The sequence below is a fragment of the Lentibacillus populi genome, assembly GCA_014642895.1.
Taxonomy (GTDB): Bacteria; Bacillota; Bacilli; order Bacillales; family Amphibacillaceae; genus Lentibacillus_C; species Lentibacillus_C populi.
Genome location: BMJD01000061.1, coordinates 1 through 19,347 on the forward strand (window position 1 = coordinate 1; position 19,347 = coordinate 19,347).

Sequence of the window (19,347 nt, forward strand, 5' to 3'; positions counted from 1 at the left end):
TTCGATTGTCTGTATTTACGTTGTTTGTCGAGAAGTGCAGAGTTGTATGTTAGCCGACAATAGGAAAGCCAGGTCTCCAGTATTTCTATTTGTTCAGGTAAAGGGAAAATTTCATATTTTTGATTCAGTAACATGAATGCACCTCCCAACTCTATTATGGATCATGCGTTTGGGGTTGGCAAGCATTTTACTAAAGCAAACCGAAATTCATCACCCCTTAGCCTTTAGGGATTGCCAGTAACAGGCTTGAAGAGGGAGACTTCTTTCGGAAGGCAGTCAAAAATTAAAACATAACAATCCAGAACATTTTCAAGGTATATTTGCTATTCAGGAGATAAAAAGTTTTCATTTTGGGCACACTCATAATAAAATCTAACACATGTTATGTCGAAAAAGTAATAACGTGATAGTTGTCACACTAATTTGACTATCTATTGTTATGCAATATTATCCATGTTATTCTTAAAGTTATCAATACTATGGTTTATTAGATTATTCTTATTGTTATTCTTTATCGGTAATGGTCGTTTTTTTACTATTATTAGTGAGGAGAGAAGGATTATGTCAGGTCCCGCATTAAAACATGTGGATAGTCATGCGGCTATTCATGAAGCTGCATTACACGAAGCAGCAGAGTTAACCGGAATACTTGATCATTTGATCAGGGATGAGCAATTTGATAAAGCACTTGAAGTCGCATTAGTCACACTTGAACACTGGGAAACCAGAACATTGCGCCATGCGGATTCCGAAGAGGAAGGGTTGTATAAAGAACTTGTCGAGACCACACCATCATTAAAGGAATCTATTATAGGGCTGACACGTGACCATGATCTGTTACGGCTCCTCGTAAAAGAAATCAAGGTTATGCTAGATGAAGGAATTATTAATGATACTATCGTTCAGCGATTCCAGGCATTAATATTAGTTGATCAGCTTCATAATCAGGCGGAGGAGAAAATCTTGCCCAATCACTAATTAGCCACCGGTTAAACATCACATTTTTGGAGGTGAGCTCGATGGAAACCGGGAATAAAAGTCAGGTGAAAGAACGGTCGTTGCGCATCGTATTCCCTGGACTATATCACCATATCGTTTCCAAATTGGAAGATATGCACATTCAACCATACGATATTCAAGCAACACTGCGAGAAGGTGATGCAGGATATCATATTATTTTACGTTTTGGTGAAGGATTTTCACATGCATTGTCGCAACACTTTACCGTGGACGATATAAATCAATTAAATACAGGTATTACCGATTTTATTAAAGATAGCGCTGAGAAAATTAAAGAAGCGATGATTGCTGATTATTTTAAAATGATGAAAATGTAAACGAATTGTTCATAAACACAAAAAGAGCTGCAGAGCAAAAGGATGTTTCCTTTGCGCAAGCCCATACAGAAAGGAAGAACGAGGATGTTTTCGTTTGAAGAGGATGCAAATTTTGTTCAGGATCGCGAAGATTTAATTGCCGTACTCCGAATGCGGTTTGGTAATCTTCCGGCCGGGGTTATAGATGGAATCTATAAAATCAATGATATGAACACACTGGAGCGATTGATATTAGTTGCAGCTAATGCCCCTGAGCTGAAAATTTTTCTTGAGGAAATGAAGGAAGGCACAGGCTCATTTAAAATTTTAGGTGAACGCTTTAATCCGATGAATTCACTAAATAAAGAGGGTGGTTTGGTTGAAAAAAACAAAAAATAAGCTGCTTGACTCGTTAATGCATATAAAACAAGGAGAGCGAATTAATAAGGAATGGACGGAAGAAAGCCCGCGCCCGCGTGCCTGGGAAGATATGTATCGCAGACGCTGGCAGCATGATAAAGTTGTTCGGTCTACACACGGTGTCAACTGTACGGGCTCGTGCAGCTGGAAGATTTATGTAAAGGACGGAATTATTACATCAGAAACCCAGCAAACAGACTACCCGAGCACTGGTGATGATTTTCCAGAGTACGAACCACGCGGATGTCCTAGAGGCGCCAGTTTTTCCTGGTATACATACAGTCCAATTAGAGTGAAATACCCGTATATCCGCAGCGATTTGTATGAGCTTTGGAAACAGGAACGAGAGAACGGGCGTGATCCCGTAGAGGCTTGGGAAATTATCGTAAGCGACCCGGACAAACGGGCACAATACGTCAATGCACGTGGTAAGGGTGGTTTTGTCCGGGCTACATGGCGGGAAATGTGCGAGATTATAGCTAGCTCCTCGATACATACGATTAAAAATTATGGCCCGGATCGGATTGCCGGATTCAGCCCGATCCCGGCGATGTCAATGGTAAGCTATGCTGCTGGCACCCGTTTTCTGTCCTTAATCGGTGGTACCATTTTGAGCTTTTATGATTGGTATGCAGACTTGCCGCCAGCATCCCCTCAGGTTTGGGGGGAGCAAACCGATGTTCCGGAAAGCGCGGATTGGTACAACTCCAAGTACTTTATCATTTGGGGAACAAACTTGCCACAAACCCGTACCCCTGATGCCCACTTTATGGTTGAGGCCAGATACAATGGGACAAAGGTTGTTGGTGTAAGTCCAGATTACGCAGAATACGAAAAATTCGCCGATATTTGGCTACCGGCAAAAGCGGGTACGGACGGTGCGCTGGCAATGGCAATGACCCATGTCATTTTAAAAGAATTTTACGTGAATAAGGACACACCATATTTTACTTCCTACGTAAAGAAATACACGGACCTGCCATTTTTAGTAACCATCGATGAAAAAGATGGCGAATATCGTAGTGGACGATTCCTAAGAGCGTCTGATCTCAATGATAGCCATGATCTTGCTGAATGGAAGACCGTTGTCTGGGATACAACAACGAAACAATGGGAAGTCCCGAATGGTAGTCAAGGATTCCGCTGGGACAAAGGCAGCAAGTGGAATCTGAAGTTAAAACGGGAAGATGGAACATGGATTGACCCTGCTTTAAGTTTTATTGATCAATCGGATGAAACCGTATTGGTGAACTTTCCATATTTTGCGGAAGAAACCGGGAATGTTGTTGAACGAGGTGTTCCGGTTAAACATTTTCAAGATAAAAACGGAAATACAATAAAGGTAACAACTGTCTATGATTTAATGATGGCGCATACCGGGGTAAATCGTAATTTGCCTGGTGACTATCCGTCCGATTATGACGATCTGAAGCCATATACACCTGCGTGGCAAGAGAGTATTACCGGTGTCCACAAAAATCATGTTATTAAGGTTGCGAAAGAGTTTGCTGATAATGCTGAACGAACAAAAGGAAAATCAATGATTGCGATGGGCGGTGGTACAAATCACTGGTACCACAGTGATCAAATTTACCGGGCTATCCTTAATCTCGTACTGTTAACTGGTTCACAGGGGGTGAATGGCGGGGGCTGGGCTCATTATGTTGGTCAGGAAAAAGTGCGCCCGCAGGAAGGATGGCAGCAGGTTGCATTTGCAAATGACTGGCAAAAACCGCAGCGGCTGCAAAATGCTACATCCTATTTTTATTTTCATACGGATCAATATCGCTATGAAACAAAGCTGAACCAGGAGGGAGCACCATGGAAAAGTAAATATAATGTGATGCATCCCGCTGATATGAACGCACTTGCTGCACGACTTGGCTGGTTGCCTTCATATCCGCAATTCACACAGAATTCAATTGACATCGTAAAAGATAGCCGGGAAAGAGGGGCCGAAACAGAGCAGGAAATTATTGACGATGTTGTGAAACAACTTAAGGGTGATAAGCTCGAATGGGCAATCGAAAACCCTGATCATCCCCATAATTTCCCAAGGGTCTTCTTTAATTGGCGCTCTAATTTGCTAGGCGATAGTGGAAAGGGACACGAATTTTTTGTCAAGCATCTCGTGGGTGGCGATAATCAGGTTTTAGCTGAACCGGAAAATTCCTGGCAGCCTTCTGATGTAAAGACATATGGTGATGAAGTGCCAACCGGAAAAGCAGACCTATTAGTAAGCGTTGATTTCCGGATGACCAGTTCTGGATTATTTTCCGACATTGTCCTGCCAACTGCAACCTGGTATGAAAAATTTGATATAAGCAGTACAGATATGCACCCATTTATTCATCCGTTTAATGCAGCAATTAATCCGCCGTGGGAGGCAAAGAGTGATTGGAATACATTCCGTGAAATCAGTAAGGTGTTCTCAGAGCTTGCTGAAAAACATCTGCCAGCTACAGAGGATTTAGTTATATCACCATTGGCACATGATTCAGAAGGAGAGGTAGCACAAGTCTTTGGCAAAATCAAAGACTGGCGGAAAGGTGAAGTAGAAGCAATCCCGGGGAAAACAATACCGAGCATGAAAATTGTTAAGCGGGATTATCCTAATATTTATCAAAAATGGTCGACAATTGGAGAAGAAATTAAAAAGGGATACGGCGGAAAAGGGGTAAAGATTCCTGGTGAAGATGTTTATCAAGAACTAGGATCAAGGCTTGGGAAGTCCAAACGGGATGGCATTGGGAAAGGCCACCCGGACTTATATACAGATAAACAGGCAATTAATGCCATCCTGTTAATGTCCGGTGCAAGCAATGGAAAACGTGCCGTTGCTGGTTGGAAATCATTAGAGGCCAAGACTGGACAAAAACTTGAGGAAATTTCCAAAGCACGTGAAGAAGAAGACTATACACTGGATGCCTTAACAGCTCAGCCGCGAACTGCGATTTCAACACCGGTTTGGAGCGGCATGGAGAAGGATAATCGACGCTATTCGCCGTTTACCGTAAATACCGAATACAATATTCCTTGGCGTACACTTACTGGACGACAAAGCTTTTACCTTGACCATGAAATGATGCTTGATTTCGGCGAAGGACTGCCTTTATATTTGCCGCCATTACACTATGGCCCGTTTCTTAAAAATGAAAAAGGCGTAGAAGAGGATGGACAATCCTTAACGGTAAGGTATCTAACCCCTCACCAAAAATGGGGTATTCACACGATGTTTACCGATACCACCAACATGTCGACCTTATTCAGAGGCTGGCAGGTACTCTGGATGAATGAAGAGGACGCAAAATCAATCGGCATTAAAGATAACGATTTTGTCGAGGTATATAACCGTAATGGAGCTATTGCAGCAAGAGCTGTACTGACATATCGAATCCCAAGGGGCATGATTTATATGTATCATGCACAGGATCGTACGTTAGGTGTACCGGCGACATCGATAAACAAAAAACGTGGTGGAACCCACAATAGTGTAACTCGTGTCACTTTGAAACCAACCCATATGATTGGCGGCTATTCCCAGCTAAGTTATGGCTTTAATTACTATGGTCCGACCGGACATCAACGGGATACGATTGCTGTAATCAGAAAACTGAAGGAGGTTGATTGGCTTGAGAATTAAGTCGCAAGTTGCGATGGTGATGCACTTGGATAAATGTATCGGTTGTCATACCTGCTCTGTAACGTGTAAAAACACCTGGACAAACCGCCCGGGTACGGAATATATGTGGTTTAATAACGTCGAAACCCGTCCAGGTCAAGGTTATCCGAAACGCTGGGAAGATTCCGATCATTATAAAGGCGGCTGGGTATTAAAAAATGGAAAACTGCAGCTCAAGGCAGGTGGACCGATTTCAAAACTGCTAAACATTTTTTACAACCCGGATCTGGCTAACATGGAAGATTATTATGAACCGTGGACATATGATTATCAAAACCTGATTGAAAGTCCGAAAAGAGAGAATCTGCCAGTTGGAAGACCTCAATCTATGATTACGGGAAAGTATATCGATAAACCAGAATGGGGACCTAATTGGGATGATGATTTAGCGGGAGGATCAGATGTTGTCTCGCAAGATCCATCTGTTGAAAAACTGCAGGAACATATCTCGATGGAATATGAGAAAACGTTTATGATGTATCTGCCAAGAATCTGTGAACACTGTCTGAACCCGCCATGTGTAGCTTCATGTCCATCAGGTGCACTATACAAACGCGATGAAGATGGCATTGTCCTTGTAGATCAGGAAGAATGCCGCGGCTGGCGTTTCTGTATGAGCGGATGTCCATATCATAAAGTTTATTACAACTGGAATACGCATAAAGCGGAAAAATGCAATTTTTGTTATCCGCGGACAGAAGCTGGTTTACCAACAATCTGTTCTGAAACATGTGTAGGCAAAATCCGCTATATCGGTGTCGTTTTATATGATGCTGATAAAGTAAAAGCAGCTGCATCGGTAGAGGATCCAAAGGACCTGTATGAAGCACAGCTTTCTGTCTTCCTTGATCCATTTGATCCGGAAGTAATCGAGGAAGCAAGAAAAGCTGGCATAAATGATGAGTGGATTGAAGGTGCACAAAATTCTCCGGTTTATAAAATGGCTATGAAGTGGAAAATCGCCCTGCCACTCCATCCAGAATACCGGACACTGCCAATGGTGTGGTATGTACCACCATTAAGCCCGATCATGAATCACATTACAAATGAGGATGAATTAAATACAGATGGCTATATTCCGGCTGTCGATCAAATGCGCATTCCCATGGAGTACTTAGCGTCCATTTTGTCAGCGGGTGACACAGATGTTATTCGAAAAGTTCTTCTCAAGTTGACAGCAATGCGGGTTCATATGCGTGGAAAAACGGTAGGCGGCATCGATGAATTCAGACAAACGAAATTGGTAAAAGAAGCAAATATAACACCTGAAGAAATTGAGGATATGGCACGTCTTCTAGGTGTTTCTAAATATAATGAACGGTTTGTTATTCCAACCGGCCGACGGGAAATGGACGACGATCTTTACTATAAACAAGGGGCATGCAGTATTGAAGATCTTGCACCACCTGAGGGAATGGTTACCTACCCATTTGGAAAAGGGGATTGATCAATGGAACAACAAGAACGTGCGCTTATAATGATTGCATCCCGGCTGTTAACGTATCCCGATGATAATTTTTCCACTCTGGCAGAAGATATTAAAGAGTGCATGGAGGAAAACATATCGTTAGCTGGATTGAGAGAAGAACTGGATATGGCTTTAAAACCGATATTTCATTATTCATTGCCAGAGCTGCAAAAGTTATATGTCACTACCTTCGATTTGAAAGCCAATCAGGGACTTTATTTAACTGCACATGAGTTGGGTGACAGTAATAAGCGGGGGGCAGCGTTAATAAAATTGCAAAAGGTCATCAATAAAGCAGGCTTTGAACGGGTGGATGATGAATTGGCCGATTACATGCCTATGTTGTTTGAATTCCTGGCGGCAGCACCAGACAACCAAGAAAATAAACGGCTAGTAAGAAGGCTTGCCGTGGCCATTCATAGAATCATGGGTCACTTGCCTGCCAGCAATCCCTATTACAATGTACTAGCAATTCTAATGGCATATATTTTCCCGGAACCAACGAAAGCGGAAATAGAAAAATTGGAATTTGAGCGGGAAGAGGCCGACCTTGAGGAATTGCCATATCCAATAATGTACAATTGACGAAGGAGAAGGTAGTATGAGTGATATTTTTTGGTGGGTTGTATATCCGTATATCTGTTTGACCATCATGATATTTGGAAGTTTGTACCGTTTTGCTTTTCGACAATTAACCTGGGCTGCACCATCGACTGAATTCTTTGAAAAGAAATGGCTAAAGTGGGGATCCCCTCTTTTTCACTACGGGATTCTCCTCGCCTTTATCGGTCATATAATGGGAATTATTATCCCGCTGAGGTTTTATAATATGATTGGTGTATCCAATCATCTGTACCACCTTGGTGCCGTTTATGGTGGTTCAATCGCGGGGATTATGCTAGTTGCTGGTTTGATCATTTTGCTTATCAGAAAAGTGGTTTTTGATCCAGTCCGGGTTCATGCAACTTTTGCTGACTTTTATTCTGTAATAGCTTTACTGATTATTTCAGGTATAGGATTGTATATAACTTTATTTCTGAATGTAACACCTGAGGAATTTGATTACCGATCAGCAATTGGTCCCTGGTTTCGTAGTTTATTTACACTTAGTCCTGATTACCTGCTTATGACTGGAATACCAGTTTTGTTTAAAGTTCATACCTTATTGGCTTTTGGGCTATTCGCATCCATACCGTTCACAAGGTTAGTGCATTTTTACAGTCTGCCGGCAACCTATCCCGGCCGGGCACCACAGCAATACCGGTCACGTGCAAGATATCAGAGCGGGCGTCAAGCTGATTAATCATTAAATAGAATGAGAAGGGGGTTTCCTGGTTCTCTATTTAGCGTTGTTCACAAAATCTCCTTTTTTAATCGCTTGCAGAAGTCAAGTTCTCCTACAAATTCATGATACAATATTGTTGTAAAATCGAATTAGGGGGTATATTTCATGGCTACTGGACCTTCACTGCGAAAACTTGAATCGCATCATTCCATCCATGAAGGAGCTCTTGTTGAAGCAAGGGATCTGACATTGCTTGTAGAACGATTAGCGAGGGACGAAAAAGTCAATGATTGCTTAAAAGCGGCCAAGACGCTTGTAGAACACTGGGAAACAAGGGTTATCGCTCACGCAGATGCAGAAGAGGATGGGTTTTATCAGGAGATACTCGAAGGAAACCCGAAAATGGCAAAAGAAATTCACATGCTGACACGGGATCATGACTTAATACGAATGATTACAGCTACCATAAAAAAGCAATTAGCCGAAAGAAAAGTTACAAAAGAAGTTATTGATCAATTTCAATCCTTATTAATCATCAATAAAATCCATAGTAATAGTGAAGAGGATATGCTGCTAACTTAATAACGTATATACGCAACAGACGGTTCAAAATTCATGGAACTGTCTGTTGCTTTTTGGATATTTCGCGACAAAAAGGTAAAACTAAATCCAACAATGTATTTTAAAGGAGCGAAACGAGATGGCTGAACAGATCAAGATGCCGCAATACCCCGAACCATATTGGCGGGATTCGGTAAGCTTGCCAACATTTCCTAAGTTGGATGAATCGATTGATGCTGATGTAGGGATCGTTGGCGGGGGGATCGTAGGAATAACTGCAGCATATCTATTATCAAAGCAAAATCTTAAAGTAGTATTGATTGATGCAGGGGTAATATTAAATGGAACAACCGGTCATACAACAGCAAAAATCACTGCACAGCACGGGCTTATCTACAATGAACTTATTGAACACTTCGGTAAAAACAAAGCTTCTTTGTATTATAAAGCATGTATGGAAGCGAAGCAATTGATCGAAGAAACAATAACCGAACATGATATCTCCTGCGATTTTAAAAAAGAAGATGCCTACGTTTTTACCAATGCCAAATCATATCTTCAACAGTTAGAGACCGAAAAAAAGGCATATGATCAGCTTGACATTCCTGGAGAACTGACGAATACCATTCCGTTAACTCTGCCAATTAAATCGGCGTTAATCATGAAGGACCAGGCACAATTTCATCCTTTGAAGTACTTAAAGGTATTGGTCGAGCAAGCGGTTAAAAACGGTGCAGAAATTTATGAAAATACAACTGCTGTTGATGTGGAATATACCAAACATCCAGCGATTATCACAAGGGATGAACACCGAATTAAATGCCGTTATGTGATAGAAGCGTCACACTATCCGTTTTATGATGGTCAAGGCTTTTATCCAACTCGGATGTACCCGGAAAGATCTTATATTATCGCTGTTAAAACACCAAAACAATTCCCTGGAGGTATGTACATTAACGCAGAGTCGCCAACACGATCCGTCCGGGGCGCAACGGTCAATGGCGAAGATTTATGGCTCATTGTTGGCGAAAATCATAAAACCGGCCAGGGAAAGTCAACAATGGATCATTATAAAGCTTTACAGGATTATGCCGAGACACATTTTGGGATATCCGAATTTGTCTATCGCTGGTCAGCACAAGATCTAACAACATTGGACAAGGTCCCGTACATCGGCCCAGTAACAGGTGCACAGCAATCTGTTTTTGTTGCTACAGGATTTCGTAAATGGGGCATGACCAATGGAACGATCGCCGCGAAAGTGATTAGTGATCAAATTATGCAAAAGGATAGCGCCTATGCAGATCTGTACACACCATCACGCTTTCAGGCTGACCCTGCCATTCGTGAATTTACCACTGCCAATGCTGATGTCGCCAAACATTTAATCAAAGGTAAGTTGGAATTTACCAATGACAATATTAAGGATCTGTCACCAGATGACGCAACAATCACCCGCGTCAATGGCCTGCGCACTGGTGTATATAAGGATAAGGACAATAAACTGTACGCTGTCGATACAACATGCAAGCATATGGGCTGTGAGGTACATTGGAATTCCGGCGACCGAACATGGGACTGCCCATGCCACGGGTCAAGATATACGTATACTGGCGAGGTTGTCGAAGGACCTGCAAAAGAACCGTTAAATAAAGTAGAGCTTTAAAACAAAAAGCAACCTTGCTGGTTGCTTTTTTTCCGTTATAATTAACCAAAATGATAACTCGAAATAAACGTTACAAAATCGTTTTCAAGCTGATGGTCATATTTATAAATCATATACATACTTGCTGCAGGTAATTCCATAAAAGGAACTGGGACTTCCAGCAATCGTCCCTCGATAATTTCACGATTAATGATGGATTTTGGTAAAAAACTGACACCAATTCCTTCCAATACAAACCGTTTTGTTATATGGGACTGATTCACCTTCATTAATTTATAGTATGTTACCGAGGTTTTCAATTGATCTTTTATGGAATCCCAATAAGCTGGATGGTTATCCGTAAAAATAATATTGTCTTCTAATAGTTTCTGCGCATCAATTATCGGCCCTGATTCGGCATCATAGCCGTCATGACTGCATACAAGACTAACGGGCTCTTCGTGAAATTTAACGGAATTCACATTGGAAAAACCGGGTAAACAGGATAGCCCGATATCAACATTGCCACTCTTAACCAAGTGAGAAATTTGCTCCGATTCCAGTACCTGAATCGATAACTCCACCTCAGGATATTGTTCCGTATATTTTCTAAGTATACTTGGCAAAATGGTATCGGCAAGCAAAGCAGAAATAGCAATCCTTATTGATTTATGAAATCCTTGCTGAAATCTGTTTACAGTTTTCATGCTTCTATCAAATTGCCCGATTATTTCTTTTGCTTCTGGATAAAACAATCTCCCAAGCTCTGTTAACGCAACATGCCTTCCATTTTTGACAAATAATTTATCCCCAAGTTCTTTCTCCAACTGCCTAATCTGAAATGTTACTGCTGGTTGCGTGATAAAAAGTTTTTCAGCAACCACTCGGAAATTTTCATATTGAGCAGCTAAAATGAACGTTTCCAGTATCCGTGTATCCATCATTACACCCCGATTAATAAAATATATTTATTATTATACAAAAAAAGATTAAATTTTAATAATTATACAGACGGTTTATACTCAAAGTAAGAAAAGGGAAGGGGAGTAACCAATGTTTCAGCCAGGATTAAAAGGAGTAACTGCGATCGAAACTGTATTAAGTCAAATTGATGGTGAGAAAGGAAGCTTGGTTTATCGCGGAATACCAATAGAAAAAATAGTTAAACAGTATTCTTTTGAAGAAACCGCTTTTTATTTATTAAAGGGAACATTTCCGGATCGATATACACTTGCCACATTCCAGGATAATTTAAAAACAAATCGGAAACTGCCCGCTTATGTAAGACAAATTATTGATCTGTTGCCAAAAGAACAGGCAATGATGGATGTATTACGGACAACAATTTCTTCACTTACGCGTAATGGAACCGCTAATTTGGACAATGCAATTCACTTAATTGCAATCATACCAACAATTATTGCATATCGCTATAGGAAATCAGCGGGAATGTCGGAAATAGAACCGAGCATGGATCTTGACCACGTGGAAAATTTCTTGTATATGCTGACAGGTTCCGTAGACAAGAATCAGGCAAAATTACTTGAATCCTACTTGATCATGACAATGGAGCATGGATTGAATGCCTCAACATTCGCGGCAAGAGTTACCATTTCAACGCAAAGTGATATCATTTCCGCAGTAACATCCGCAATCGGTACAATGAAAGGACCATTGCATGGTGGAGCACCATCAGGGGTGATCAATTTATTGGAGGAAATTAAGACAAAGGATCGAATAAGTGAAATCATTCACAAAAAGCTTGATAATAAAGAACGGATTATGGGTTTTGGCCATCGTGTATACAAAACTACCGATCCACGTGCAGAAGGTTTAAAAGCAAAAATCTTGGAGTTGGATGAATTGCCAGATTGGGTTGATTTAGCGCTGGAAACGGAAAAGGAAACAATTAACATCCTGAAAGAATATAAACCGGATCAGCGACTATATACAAATGTAGAATATTATGCAGCAGCCATTATGAAATCATTGGACATTGATCCAGCATTATTCACAGCTATATTCAGCGCAAGCCGAATTGTTGGCTGGTGTACACATGCAATGGAACAAGCAAGCAACAACACAATTTTCCGTCCAGGTGCGAAGTACATTGGCAAATAGCTTACCCCATATCCCTAAGGTCAGAGTTTTAAGATTTAACTTGTAGTTCGACTAAAGAGAGGATAGGAAGAATATAATCTTTTGTTCCGCAAACACTATAAAAAGGATGATTTGCAGGAGGGAAAGATATACATGACCACTATTTTTGAAACTGTAAAAGACTTTTTCCAAGTGAATTTGGATAATGAGCCAAAAAACCCGTTACATGTTGGAGAGGTTATGAGTTGTTGGCTTTATTTAACGGTAATGGATGAAGCAATCGTTTATATTCAGATCGGACTAAATACAACAACAGATGACCAAGTTATCAAAACGTTAAAAGAAAGTTTAGATCAGTGCAGAGCTCAAGCGGAGAGATTTAAGAACTTTATGAAAAAGGAAGGTGTTCATTTACCTCCAGCGAGTGAACAACGTCCAGATTCTGAACCAAATGGAGTTCCACTAGGAGTTAAACTTACGGATGATGAGCTTATGAATGGGTTAAGTATTAAGACGGTTTCTGCTATTACTATATGCGCTTCAGCGATAAATCAATGTATTAGAAGCGATGTAAGTGTTTTATTTACGCAATGTATGTTAGAGAAAATGAAATTTGGTTCAAGTTTAAAAGTTCTAATGCGGAAAAGAGGCTGGATAAAAGTTCCTCCATATTATTATCCCCCAGGATTACCAAAGCAGTAATAGGAAGAAGTTTGCACAAAGCACGCCAAAATTTCACGTTATTGAAAGGTAGCGTGAAATTTTTATTTTGTCTCATTATCATGAGTATACTTTGGTATTGAGATAAGGAAATTGTTTTCTTTTACAACTACCTATAATATATATTATGTAAACTCCAGAAAAATGTTTGATCATAGGCGCCAAGTCTTTTTCCGAAAATGGCGCCCAATATTGAAAGATTAAACTAGTATTCTTAAAATATACTTTATAGGCACCCGCCATTAGTCTTTAACTAATTTCACTTACCTACTTATTAGTCAATATTAAGCTCCTTCAATCATATCCCGCCTACTATAACCAAGGAAACCTATTACCATCAAAGCGATGCTAATCACCGTTATTGTAATGAAAATTGGAGCATCAAAATCCTCCATCGGCATTAGCGGAATCCAACTTTGAATTGCTGTTTTGGAAAACCATTCTGGTAATTCTAATATCCCGCCAAAGTAGTTTAGTACAAAGGAGTAGCCAAGATAAACATAAACAACTTTACCTAGTTTCGGTGCCCAACCGAGGGCTAAAGCAGCAAGACCAGTAAAGAATAATACTGATGGTAAGAAGTTGTAGCCAGCGGCAAGAAAATTCAATATATCCCTCGCTGAGCTATCCCCCACGGCTGTGATAGCTGTACCACCAAGACTACCTGCTGCTAATAAGATTCCAACTAAACCTGCAAAAATCGCTAACCCAATACTGGTCCAATAAAATTCGCTGCGGGTCACTTTAGTAGCATAGAGCTGACTTAAGTGTAAGCGACTTTCTTCAGAGAACAGTTTATTGACAAGGACAATTGGTAAAATCGAAACCAAACCAATCATAACCATCATAATCGTGCCAGTGAATGATTCTTCAATAGAAACGCCTGAATGAGAAAACATTTGTTTCATCATTTCGTTACTTTCCAGGAAGGTCTGCATGTCTCCATAAATCGAACCATAGGCAGCACCCATAATAACAAAAGCAATCAACCAACTAATCATCACGCCTTTGTTAATCTTGATAAATAAACCGCGGACAGACAACAAGGATTTCTTTGCTCTCCCTCGACCTTCTCTTTCAGGAAGATAGCCAGCACCCATATCGCGAGCCCCTTCAAGGGTAAAAGCAATAATCACCACGATTATACTGAAAATCAAGGCAAAAATTAGTAGAGCCCAGTTATTTTCCGTAAAGGGATAGGTTAAATACGCCCAACCCAGTGGATTGATCATGGATAAGTCAACATTGGAGACATCTGTTCCCGCACGAATAATATAAAGTAATCCTATAATCCCAAGTGCTGAACCTGTTGCACCAGATGAGGTTGACATAACTTGCGCCATAACCAGAGCAATCCCAGCACCGATAACCCCAGCCATTCCGACTGATGCCCCAAATAAAAAGGAACCTTCAGCAGAAATAGTATCGGCACCGAAACTCGTCATTACTCCACCAATAAAAAGTGCTAATATGACATTAATAAAAATTGTCTCTATAATTGTGGCAAGAGCGTTTGCTTGACGGCCTACTTGAAATGAGCGCACAAGCTCAGTAAGACCAAGATCCTCTTCTTTACGGGTATGACTTACCACGTGTAAAACAGCTATTATCATCGCAAATAAACCACAGAATAGTAACATTTCATGCGCATACATTGCCCCTAAAGTATAATCACTTGCTGTTTCAACTGGTGTAGAGCCCACCATGGATATCATAGCAGGGTTTTGCAAGGTTTCATACATTCCCAGCAACCCTCGTCCTTTTGCTATTTCTTCAAATGCTGGAACAAACGCAGCTGAAAACAAGCCAAGTCCTAAAACCCAAACAATAATTTTTTTCCAATCACGTTTTAGATATTGTAGAAACAGTGTATCCCAACGCGCAAATTTTTCCTTCATCTAATTTCATCCTCCTTTCGGGCGCTTATCCTTCATAATGACGAATGAACAAATCTTCAAGGGTTGGCGGTACAGATTCAAATTTCTTGACACCTAATTTGCTTGCTTCCATTAAGATATCGTTGAGATACTGATTATCCGCAGAGAATGTTGCTTGATTATCTTTTTGGTTGAAATCAAATACTCCATTTACAGTGGCCATTTTAGCCACATCACCTTCTGTTGCCAAAGTAACAGTAGAACGAGCCAAATGACGCAGCTCATCAAGGGTACCAGTTTCCACAATTTCACCTTGGCGAATGATGACAACCTTATCCGCCAAGCGTTCTACTTCACTCAAAATATGAGAGGATAGCAGGATGGCTTTACCTGATTCTTTGATTTTTTCCACTTCTTCCTGGAAAATTGCTTCCATCAAAGGGTCGAGACCAGAAGTTGGTTCATCAAAAATATATAAATCCGAATCAACAGATAATGCTGCAATCAAACCAACTTTTTGTCGATTTCCTTTCGAATATCCTTTGGCTTTTTTCTTAGGATCCAATTCAAAGCGTTTAATTAAATAATCGCGTTTTTGCTTGTCTCCACCACCATGCAATTTAAGAAATAGATCAATAATTTCGCCACCTGTTAGACTTCCCCACAACGAGACATCTCCAGGGACATAAGAAATTCGTTTATGAATTTCAAGGCTGTCTTTCCAAACATCCTTATCGAATATTTCCACATTGCCGGCATCTCGTTTAATAATTCCCAATAAAGTACGAATAGTTGTGGATTTACCAGCGCCATTAGGGCCAATAAAACCGACAACTTCTCCAGCATCTACCGTGAATGTCACATCACTTAATGCTTGAAATTTACCGAATTTCTTTTGTAAACCTTGCACTTTTACAATTTCTGTCATAACACTGACACTCCTTTTTATAAATAATTTTGACATCATTTTATAACGTGCTTTCAGTTTAAGGAGAAGTTTATAATTCCAGATAAAAAACTATTGTAAATATTGATACCCTCATCTAACGTTGTAAACTTCCCACTTCTTCGTTAAATTTCTAACTTTCAATACACCCATATTTCATTTTTATTTGTAAAAGCTGTACTTAAGTATTTTAGTATAACCCTCCCATTCTTTAAGATATTGATTTCCAAATTCACCAATATCTTCAAAGGTATCTATTTGATGGAGAGCTTTCTTCCCAAATCCAAACATTGTCCAATTCAGGATTTCAATTGCCTTTTCGATATCAATCTCTTCACGGAACTTGGAGTAATCAATATGTTTATATATTATCTTTTTACCTTGATCATAGATTGGATCAACTTTGTGCTTAATAATTTTTTTTACCTCAGCCGATTCTTCTTGGGTGGAAGAAGCCAAGAAATCAAATACGTGAGGGAACTTTTTATGGATATGCAATTTCTGTAATCCAATATTCTCGATTCTTTTAAAAAGATCGGTTTCACTTAAATCAATTTGTTCATAAAGCTTCTCAATAACTTGAATACTGTATTCGATTAAATATACATAAAGATCCTTTTTGCTATTAAAATAGTTAAATAATGAGCCTTTAGAGATATTAGCCTCTTTTACAATTTCGTTTGTTGATGCTTTTTCAAAACCACTTTGGACAAATTCCTTTATTGCTGCGTTAATAATCCGCTCTTGTTTCTCTGATTTTAAGTTATTGAACATGGAATAAATGGTGATTATCTCCTTTCCGTTAAAATTAAAGTGACCATTATGGTCATATACAGTATAATATAAGTGACCGGGTCAGTCAACAGGAATCTAAAAAATGGGGTTCAAGTAGAGCCTTGAAATAAAGTTCGATTAAAAAATCCAATATTTTATAATAAAATAAAAAGAAAAGTTTAAAAGTGCGTGAACATCCTCTAAAAGAACTTTAAAGGTTGGTTAAGGATATCTCCATAAGTCAATGAACTAACAACTTCAAATGTTTTAGTATCAGGGTTATATTCAAAGACGACTAGTTCGTGCTGCCTTAATAATTTTTTCCTTCAATCCAAAAAAACTATGGACCACATTCCAACTGAAATGCAATCCATAGTTCCTTAAGTTAATGACATTGATTATCAAGCGGGTTTGCTTCGGAATTCTTTTACCGTCAATTATATCTATGGGCTTTATCTTTTAATTTCTCCTCTTGGGAAAGAAAACTTCCCGCTGTAAACTCTTCTAAAGCATGTATGGCAAACCACGCGTTGGGATAAGTGATCGAGCTGCCACCAATCACACCAATTTTGAGGGTTTTCATAGTTTCACCGATGGTTGCCTGGCATTTAAGCAGCCTTCCATGTGATAGCAAATACATTCATCGCAGCAGCTGACTATTGATATGGCTAATCCCATAATGGTGTACTTACCCTAACTGGCGTTTAAATGCTTTACTGGCGATCAAATAAGCGATGACCATGATCCCCACACACCAGGCAAGCGCGGTCCAGATACCATTGCCAACAGACCCTTCATACAAGAGAGCACGAATCGCATTCACGATTGAAGTCACGGGCTGGTTCTCAGCGAACGCACGGACAATTTTAGGCATGGTTTCGGTGGGGACAAAGGCCGAACTGATAAACGGCAGGAAAATCAGCGGGTACGAGTAGGCTGTCGCCCCTTCCATAGACCCCGCTCTCAATCCAGGAATGACCGCCAGCCATGTCAGCGCCAGCGTAAACAGCCCGAGTATTCCAGCTACCGCGAGCCAATCCAGGATATCAGCGCTGGAACGGAAGCCCATCAAGAGCGCGACCAGGATAACCACCACGACAGTAAGCGCATTGGAAACAAGCGAGGTCAACACGTGAGCCCACAATACCGACGAACGCTTGATGGGCATGGTAATGAAACGCGCCATCAGCCCGCTCTTTACATCCGTAAATAGCCGCAAGGAAGTGTATGCCACGCCGGATGCGATAGTGATCAGCAGAATTCCCGGTAATAAATAATTGACGTAATTGTCCGTGCCTGTTTCAATGGCGCCGCCAAATACATAGACAAACAGCAGCATCATCATAATCGGCGTAATCGCCACCGTGATAATCGTATCCGGGCTGCGCATGATATTACGCATTAAACGCCCTAGTAATACCCCTGCTTTGCTTTTCATTTACATCTCCTCCTTGTTGCCGATGATCGCGAGGAAAATATCCTCCAATGTCGGCTGCTTCTCGATGTACTCCACTTTCGCTGGCGGGAACATCTCCTTGAGCTCGGTAAGGGTGCCGGTCGTAATGATTTTTCCGCCATGCAGGATGGCAATACGGTCTGCAAGTTGTTCGGCTTCCTCCAGGTACTGGGTCGTAAGCAAGATGGTCGTGCCACCCTCGGAAAGCTCCTTGACGGTATCCCAGACTTCAATCCGTGCTTCAGGGTCAAGCCCTGTGGTGGGTTCGTCGAGAAAAATAACTGCTGGCTTCCCGATCAGGCTCATGGCTATGTCAAGCCGGCGCTTCATCCCGCCGGAATACTGGTCCGCCCGGCGATCGGCCGCGTCACGCAGGCTGAATCTTACAAGCAGATTGTCGGCGACTTGAGCGGGATTGGAAACTCCCCGCAACTTGGCGATCATCATCAGGTTCTCCCTTCCTGTGAGCATGCCGTCTAAAGCTGCGAACTGCCCTGTTAGGCTGATACTCTGGCGAACACGATCCGGTTGACGCTGGACATCAAAGCCGCAAATTTCTGCTTCGCCACCATCGGGCTTCATCAGCGTCGAGAGGATGTTGACCGTCGTCGTCTTGCCCGCTCCATTTGAGCCCAGCAGTGCGAAAATTTCGCCACGTCGCACCTCAAAATCCCCCCCCTTTAAGACTTCCTTGTCTTTAAAAGATTTTTTTAAACCTTTTACAGAAATCGCTGCATTGCTCATACTTTTTTCCCCCTTATAAAAAGCTCAGCAAGGCCGCTTGCGAGATCCGGAGTAATTATCCGGTCGAGTGCCTTGCGAAGCTAGATTACCTGTATTCCCCTACTTAGTCTGACTGATAATCTGTATAACTTATTACCAGGTTAAAAATAGAACTGAATAGTGAAGGTGGCAATTCACATTTGTAACCATCTATTCAGTCGGTATTATAGTACTACGTTCCTTCTATTTTTTCATAGCCTTATCGACTTTTTGAATGGATAAGAAACCAACATGGCTCCGCATTCGCGCAGCCACCATCTATGATGAAAAAGAATTTCTAGCCTGGATAGGAGGTATATCACATTCATTTATTG

Annotated in this window: 18 protein-coding genes; 11 read left to right on the forward strand and 7 right to left on the reverse strand. The window is 40.9% G+C overall.

The genetic code is table 11. The features are described 5' to 3' along the window. The coding region (locus IEX12_RS21100; RefSeq protein ID WP_188725844.1) for a helix-turn-helix domain-containing protein at positions 1–134 on the reverse strand (134 nt) is incomplete at its 3' end. Between the two features lie 427 nt (positions 135–561). On the opposite strand from IEX12_RS21100, the gene IEX12_RS21105 reads away from it, so the two are divergent. The 9 genes from IEX12_RS21105 (at position 562) to IEX12_RS21145 (ending at position 10,398) form a co-directional block, all read left to right on the forward strand. Then, on the forward strand, positions 562–978 hold the full coding sequence (locus IEX12_RS21105) for a hemerythrin domain-containing protein (protein WP_088050392.1): 417 nt from the start codon (positions 562–564) through the stop codon (positions 976–978). Between the two features lie 41 nt (positions 979–1,019). Next, the gene (locus tag IEX12_RS21110) at positions 1,020–1,337 is read left to right on the forward strand and encodes a hypothetical protein (protein WP_088050391.1); all 318 of its coding nucleotides are present in this window, start codon (positions 1,020–1,022) and stop codon (positions 1,335–1,337) included. Between the two features lie 84 nt (positions 1,338–1,421). Further along, positions 1,422–1,715, forward strand: a complete 294-nt coding sequence (locus IEX12_RS21115; protein WP_088050390.1) for a hypothetical protein — start codon at positions 1,422–1,424, stop codon at positions 1,713–1,715. Next, the gene (locus IEX12_RS21120; RefSeq protein WP_088050389.1) at positions 1,696–5,379 is read left to right on the forward strand and encodes a nitrate reductase subunit alpha; all 3,684 of its coding nucleotides are present in this window, start codon (positions 1,696–1,698) and stop codon (positions 5,377–5,379) included. Before IEX12_RS21115 ends, IEX12_RS21120 begins: the two co-directional genes overlap by 20 nt. After that, positions 5,369–6,865: a nitrate reductase subunit beta gene (gene narH / locus IEX12_RS21125; protein ID WP_088050388.1), complete on the forward strand. Its 1,497-nt coding sequence runs from the start codon at positions 5,369–5,371 to the stop codon at positions 6,863–6,865. The genes IEX12_RS21120 and narH overlap by 11 nt, the downstream gene beginning before the upstream one ends. A 3-nt stretch (positions 6,866–6,868) precedes the next feature. After that, positions 6,869–7,471, forward strand: coding sequence for a nitrate reductase molybdenum cofactor assembly chaperone (gene narJ / locus IEX12_RS21130; protein WP_088050387.1), 603 nt, complete (start codon positions 6,869–6,871; stop codon positions 7,469–7,471). 16 nt (positions 7,472–7,487) lie between these two features. Continuing rightward, positions 7,488–8,189, forward strand: a complete 702-nt coding sequence (gene narI / locus IEX12_RS21135) for a respiratory nitrate reductase subunit gamma (RefSeq protein ID WP_088050386.1) — start codon at positions 7,488–7,490, stop codon at positions 8,187–8,189. Positions 8,190–8,336: 147 nt separating this feature from the next. Further along, entirely contained in the window at positions 8,337–8,753 is a 417-nt protein-coding gene (locus IEX12_RS21140) for a hypothetical protein (RefSeq protein WP_088050385.1), read from the forward strand. 118 nt (positions 8,754–8,871) lie between these two features. Further along, on the forward strand, positions 8,872–10,398 hold the full coding sequence (locus IEX12_RS21145) for an FAD-dependent oxidoreductase (RefSeq protein WP_088050384.1): 1,527 nt from the start codon (positions 8,872–8,874) through the stop codon (positions 10,396–10,398). A gap of 41 nt (positions 10,399–10,439) precedes the next feature. Here the strand turns inward: IEX12_RS21145 and IEX12_RS21150 are convergent, their stop codons facing one another. Beyond that, on the reverse strand, positions 10,440–11,318 hold the full coding sequence (locus IEX12_RS21150) for a LysR family transcriptional regulator (protein WP_188725845.1): 879 nt from the start codon (positions 11,316–11,318) through the stop codon (positions 10,440–10,442). 112 nt (positions 11,319–11,430) lie between these two features. Between IEX12_RS21150 and IEX12_RS21155 the strand changes: the two genes are divergently transcribed. Beyond that, positions 11,431–12,498 (forward strand): citrate synthase/methylcitrate synthase, encoded by a 1,068-nt coding sequence (locus IEX12_RS21155; RefSeq protein ID WP_188725846.1) that lies wholly within the window; start codon positions 11,431–11,433, stop codon positions 12,496–12,498. Positions 12,499–12,630: 132 nt separating this feature from the next. Beyond that, positions 12,631–13,179 (forward strand): DUF3231 family protein, encoded by a 549-nt coding sequence (locus IEX12_RS21160; protein ID WP_088050381.1) that lies wholly within the window; start codon positions 12,631–12,633, stop codon positions 13,177–13,179. A gap of 302 nt (positions 13,180–13,481) precedes the next feature. Here the strand turns inward: IEX12_RS21160 and IEX12_RS21165 are convergent, their stop codons facing one another. The 5 genes from IEX12_RS21165 to IEX12_RS21185 form a co-directional block, all read right to left on the reverse strand. Continuing rightward, positions 13,482–15,095 carry an ABC transporter permease gene (locus IEX12_RS21165; RefSeq protein ID WP_188725847.1) on the reverse strand — a complete coding sequence of 538 codons (1,614 nt, stop codon included), beginning with the start codon at positions 15,093–15,095 and terminating at the stop codon, positions 13,482–13,484. 25 nt (positions 15,096–15,120) lie between these two features. Then, a complete protein-coding gene (locus tag IEX12_RS21170; protein WP_088050379.1) occupies positions 15,121–16,002 on the reverse strand; it encodes an ABC transporter ATP-binding protein in 882 nt (293 codons plus the stop codon). Positions 16,003–16,182: 180 nt separating this feature from the next. Then, entirely contained in the window at positions 16,183–16,794 is a 612-nt protein-coding gene (locus tag IEX12_RS21175; protein WP_286171332.1) for a TetR/AcrR family transcriptional regulator, read from the reverse strand. Positions 16,795–17,482: 688 nt separating this feature from the next. Further along, a complete protein-coding gene (locus IEX12_RS21180; RefSeq protein WP_088050377.1) occupies positions 17,483–18,232 on the reverse strand; it encodes an ABC transporter permease in 750 nt (249 codons plus the stop codon). Next, entirely contained in the window at positions 18,233–18,994 is a 762-nt protein-coding gene (locus IEX12_RS21185; protein ID WP_102415191.1) for an ABC transporter ATP-binding protein, read from the reverse strand. It lies immediately after the preceding gene. Between the last annotated feature and the right edge of the window lie 353 nt (positions 18,995–19,347).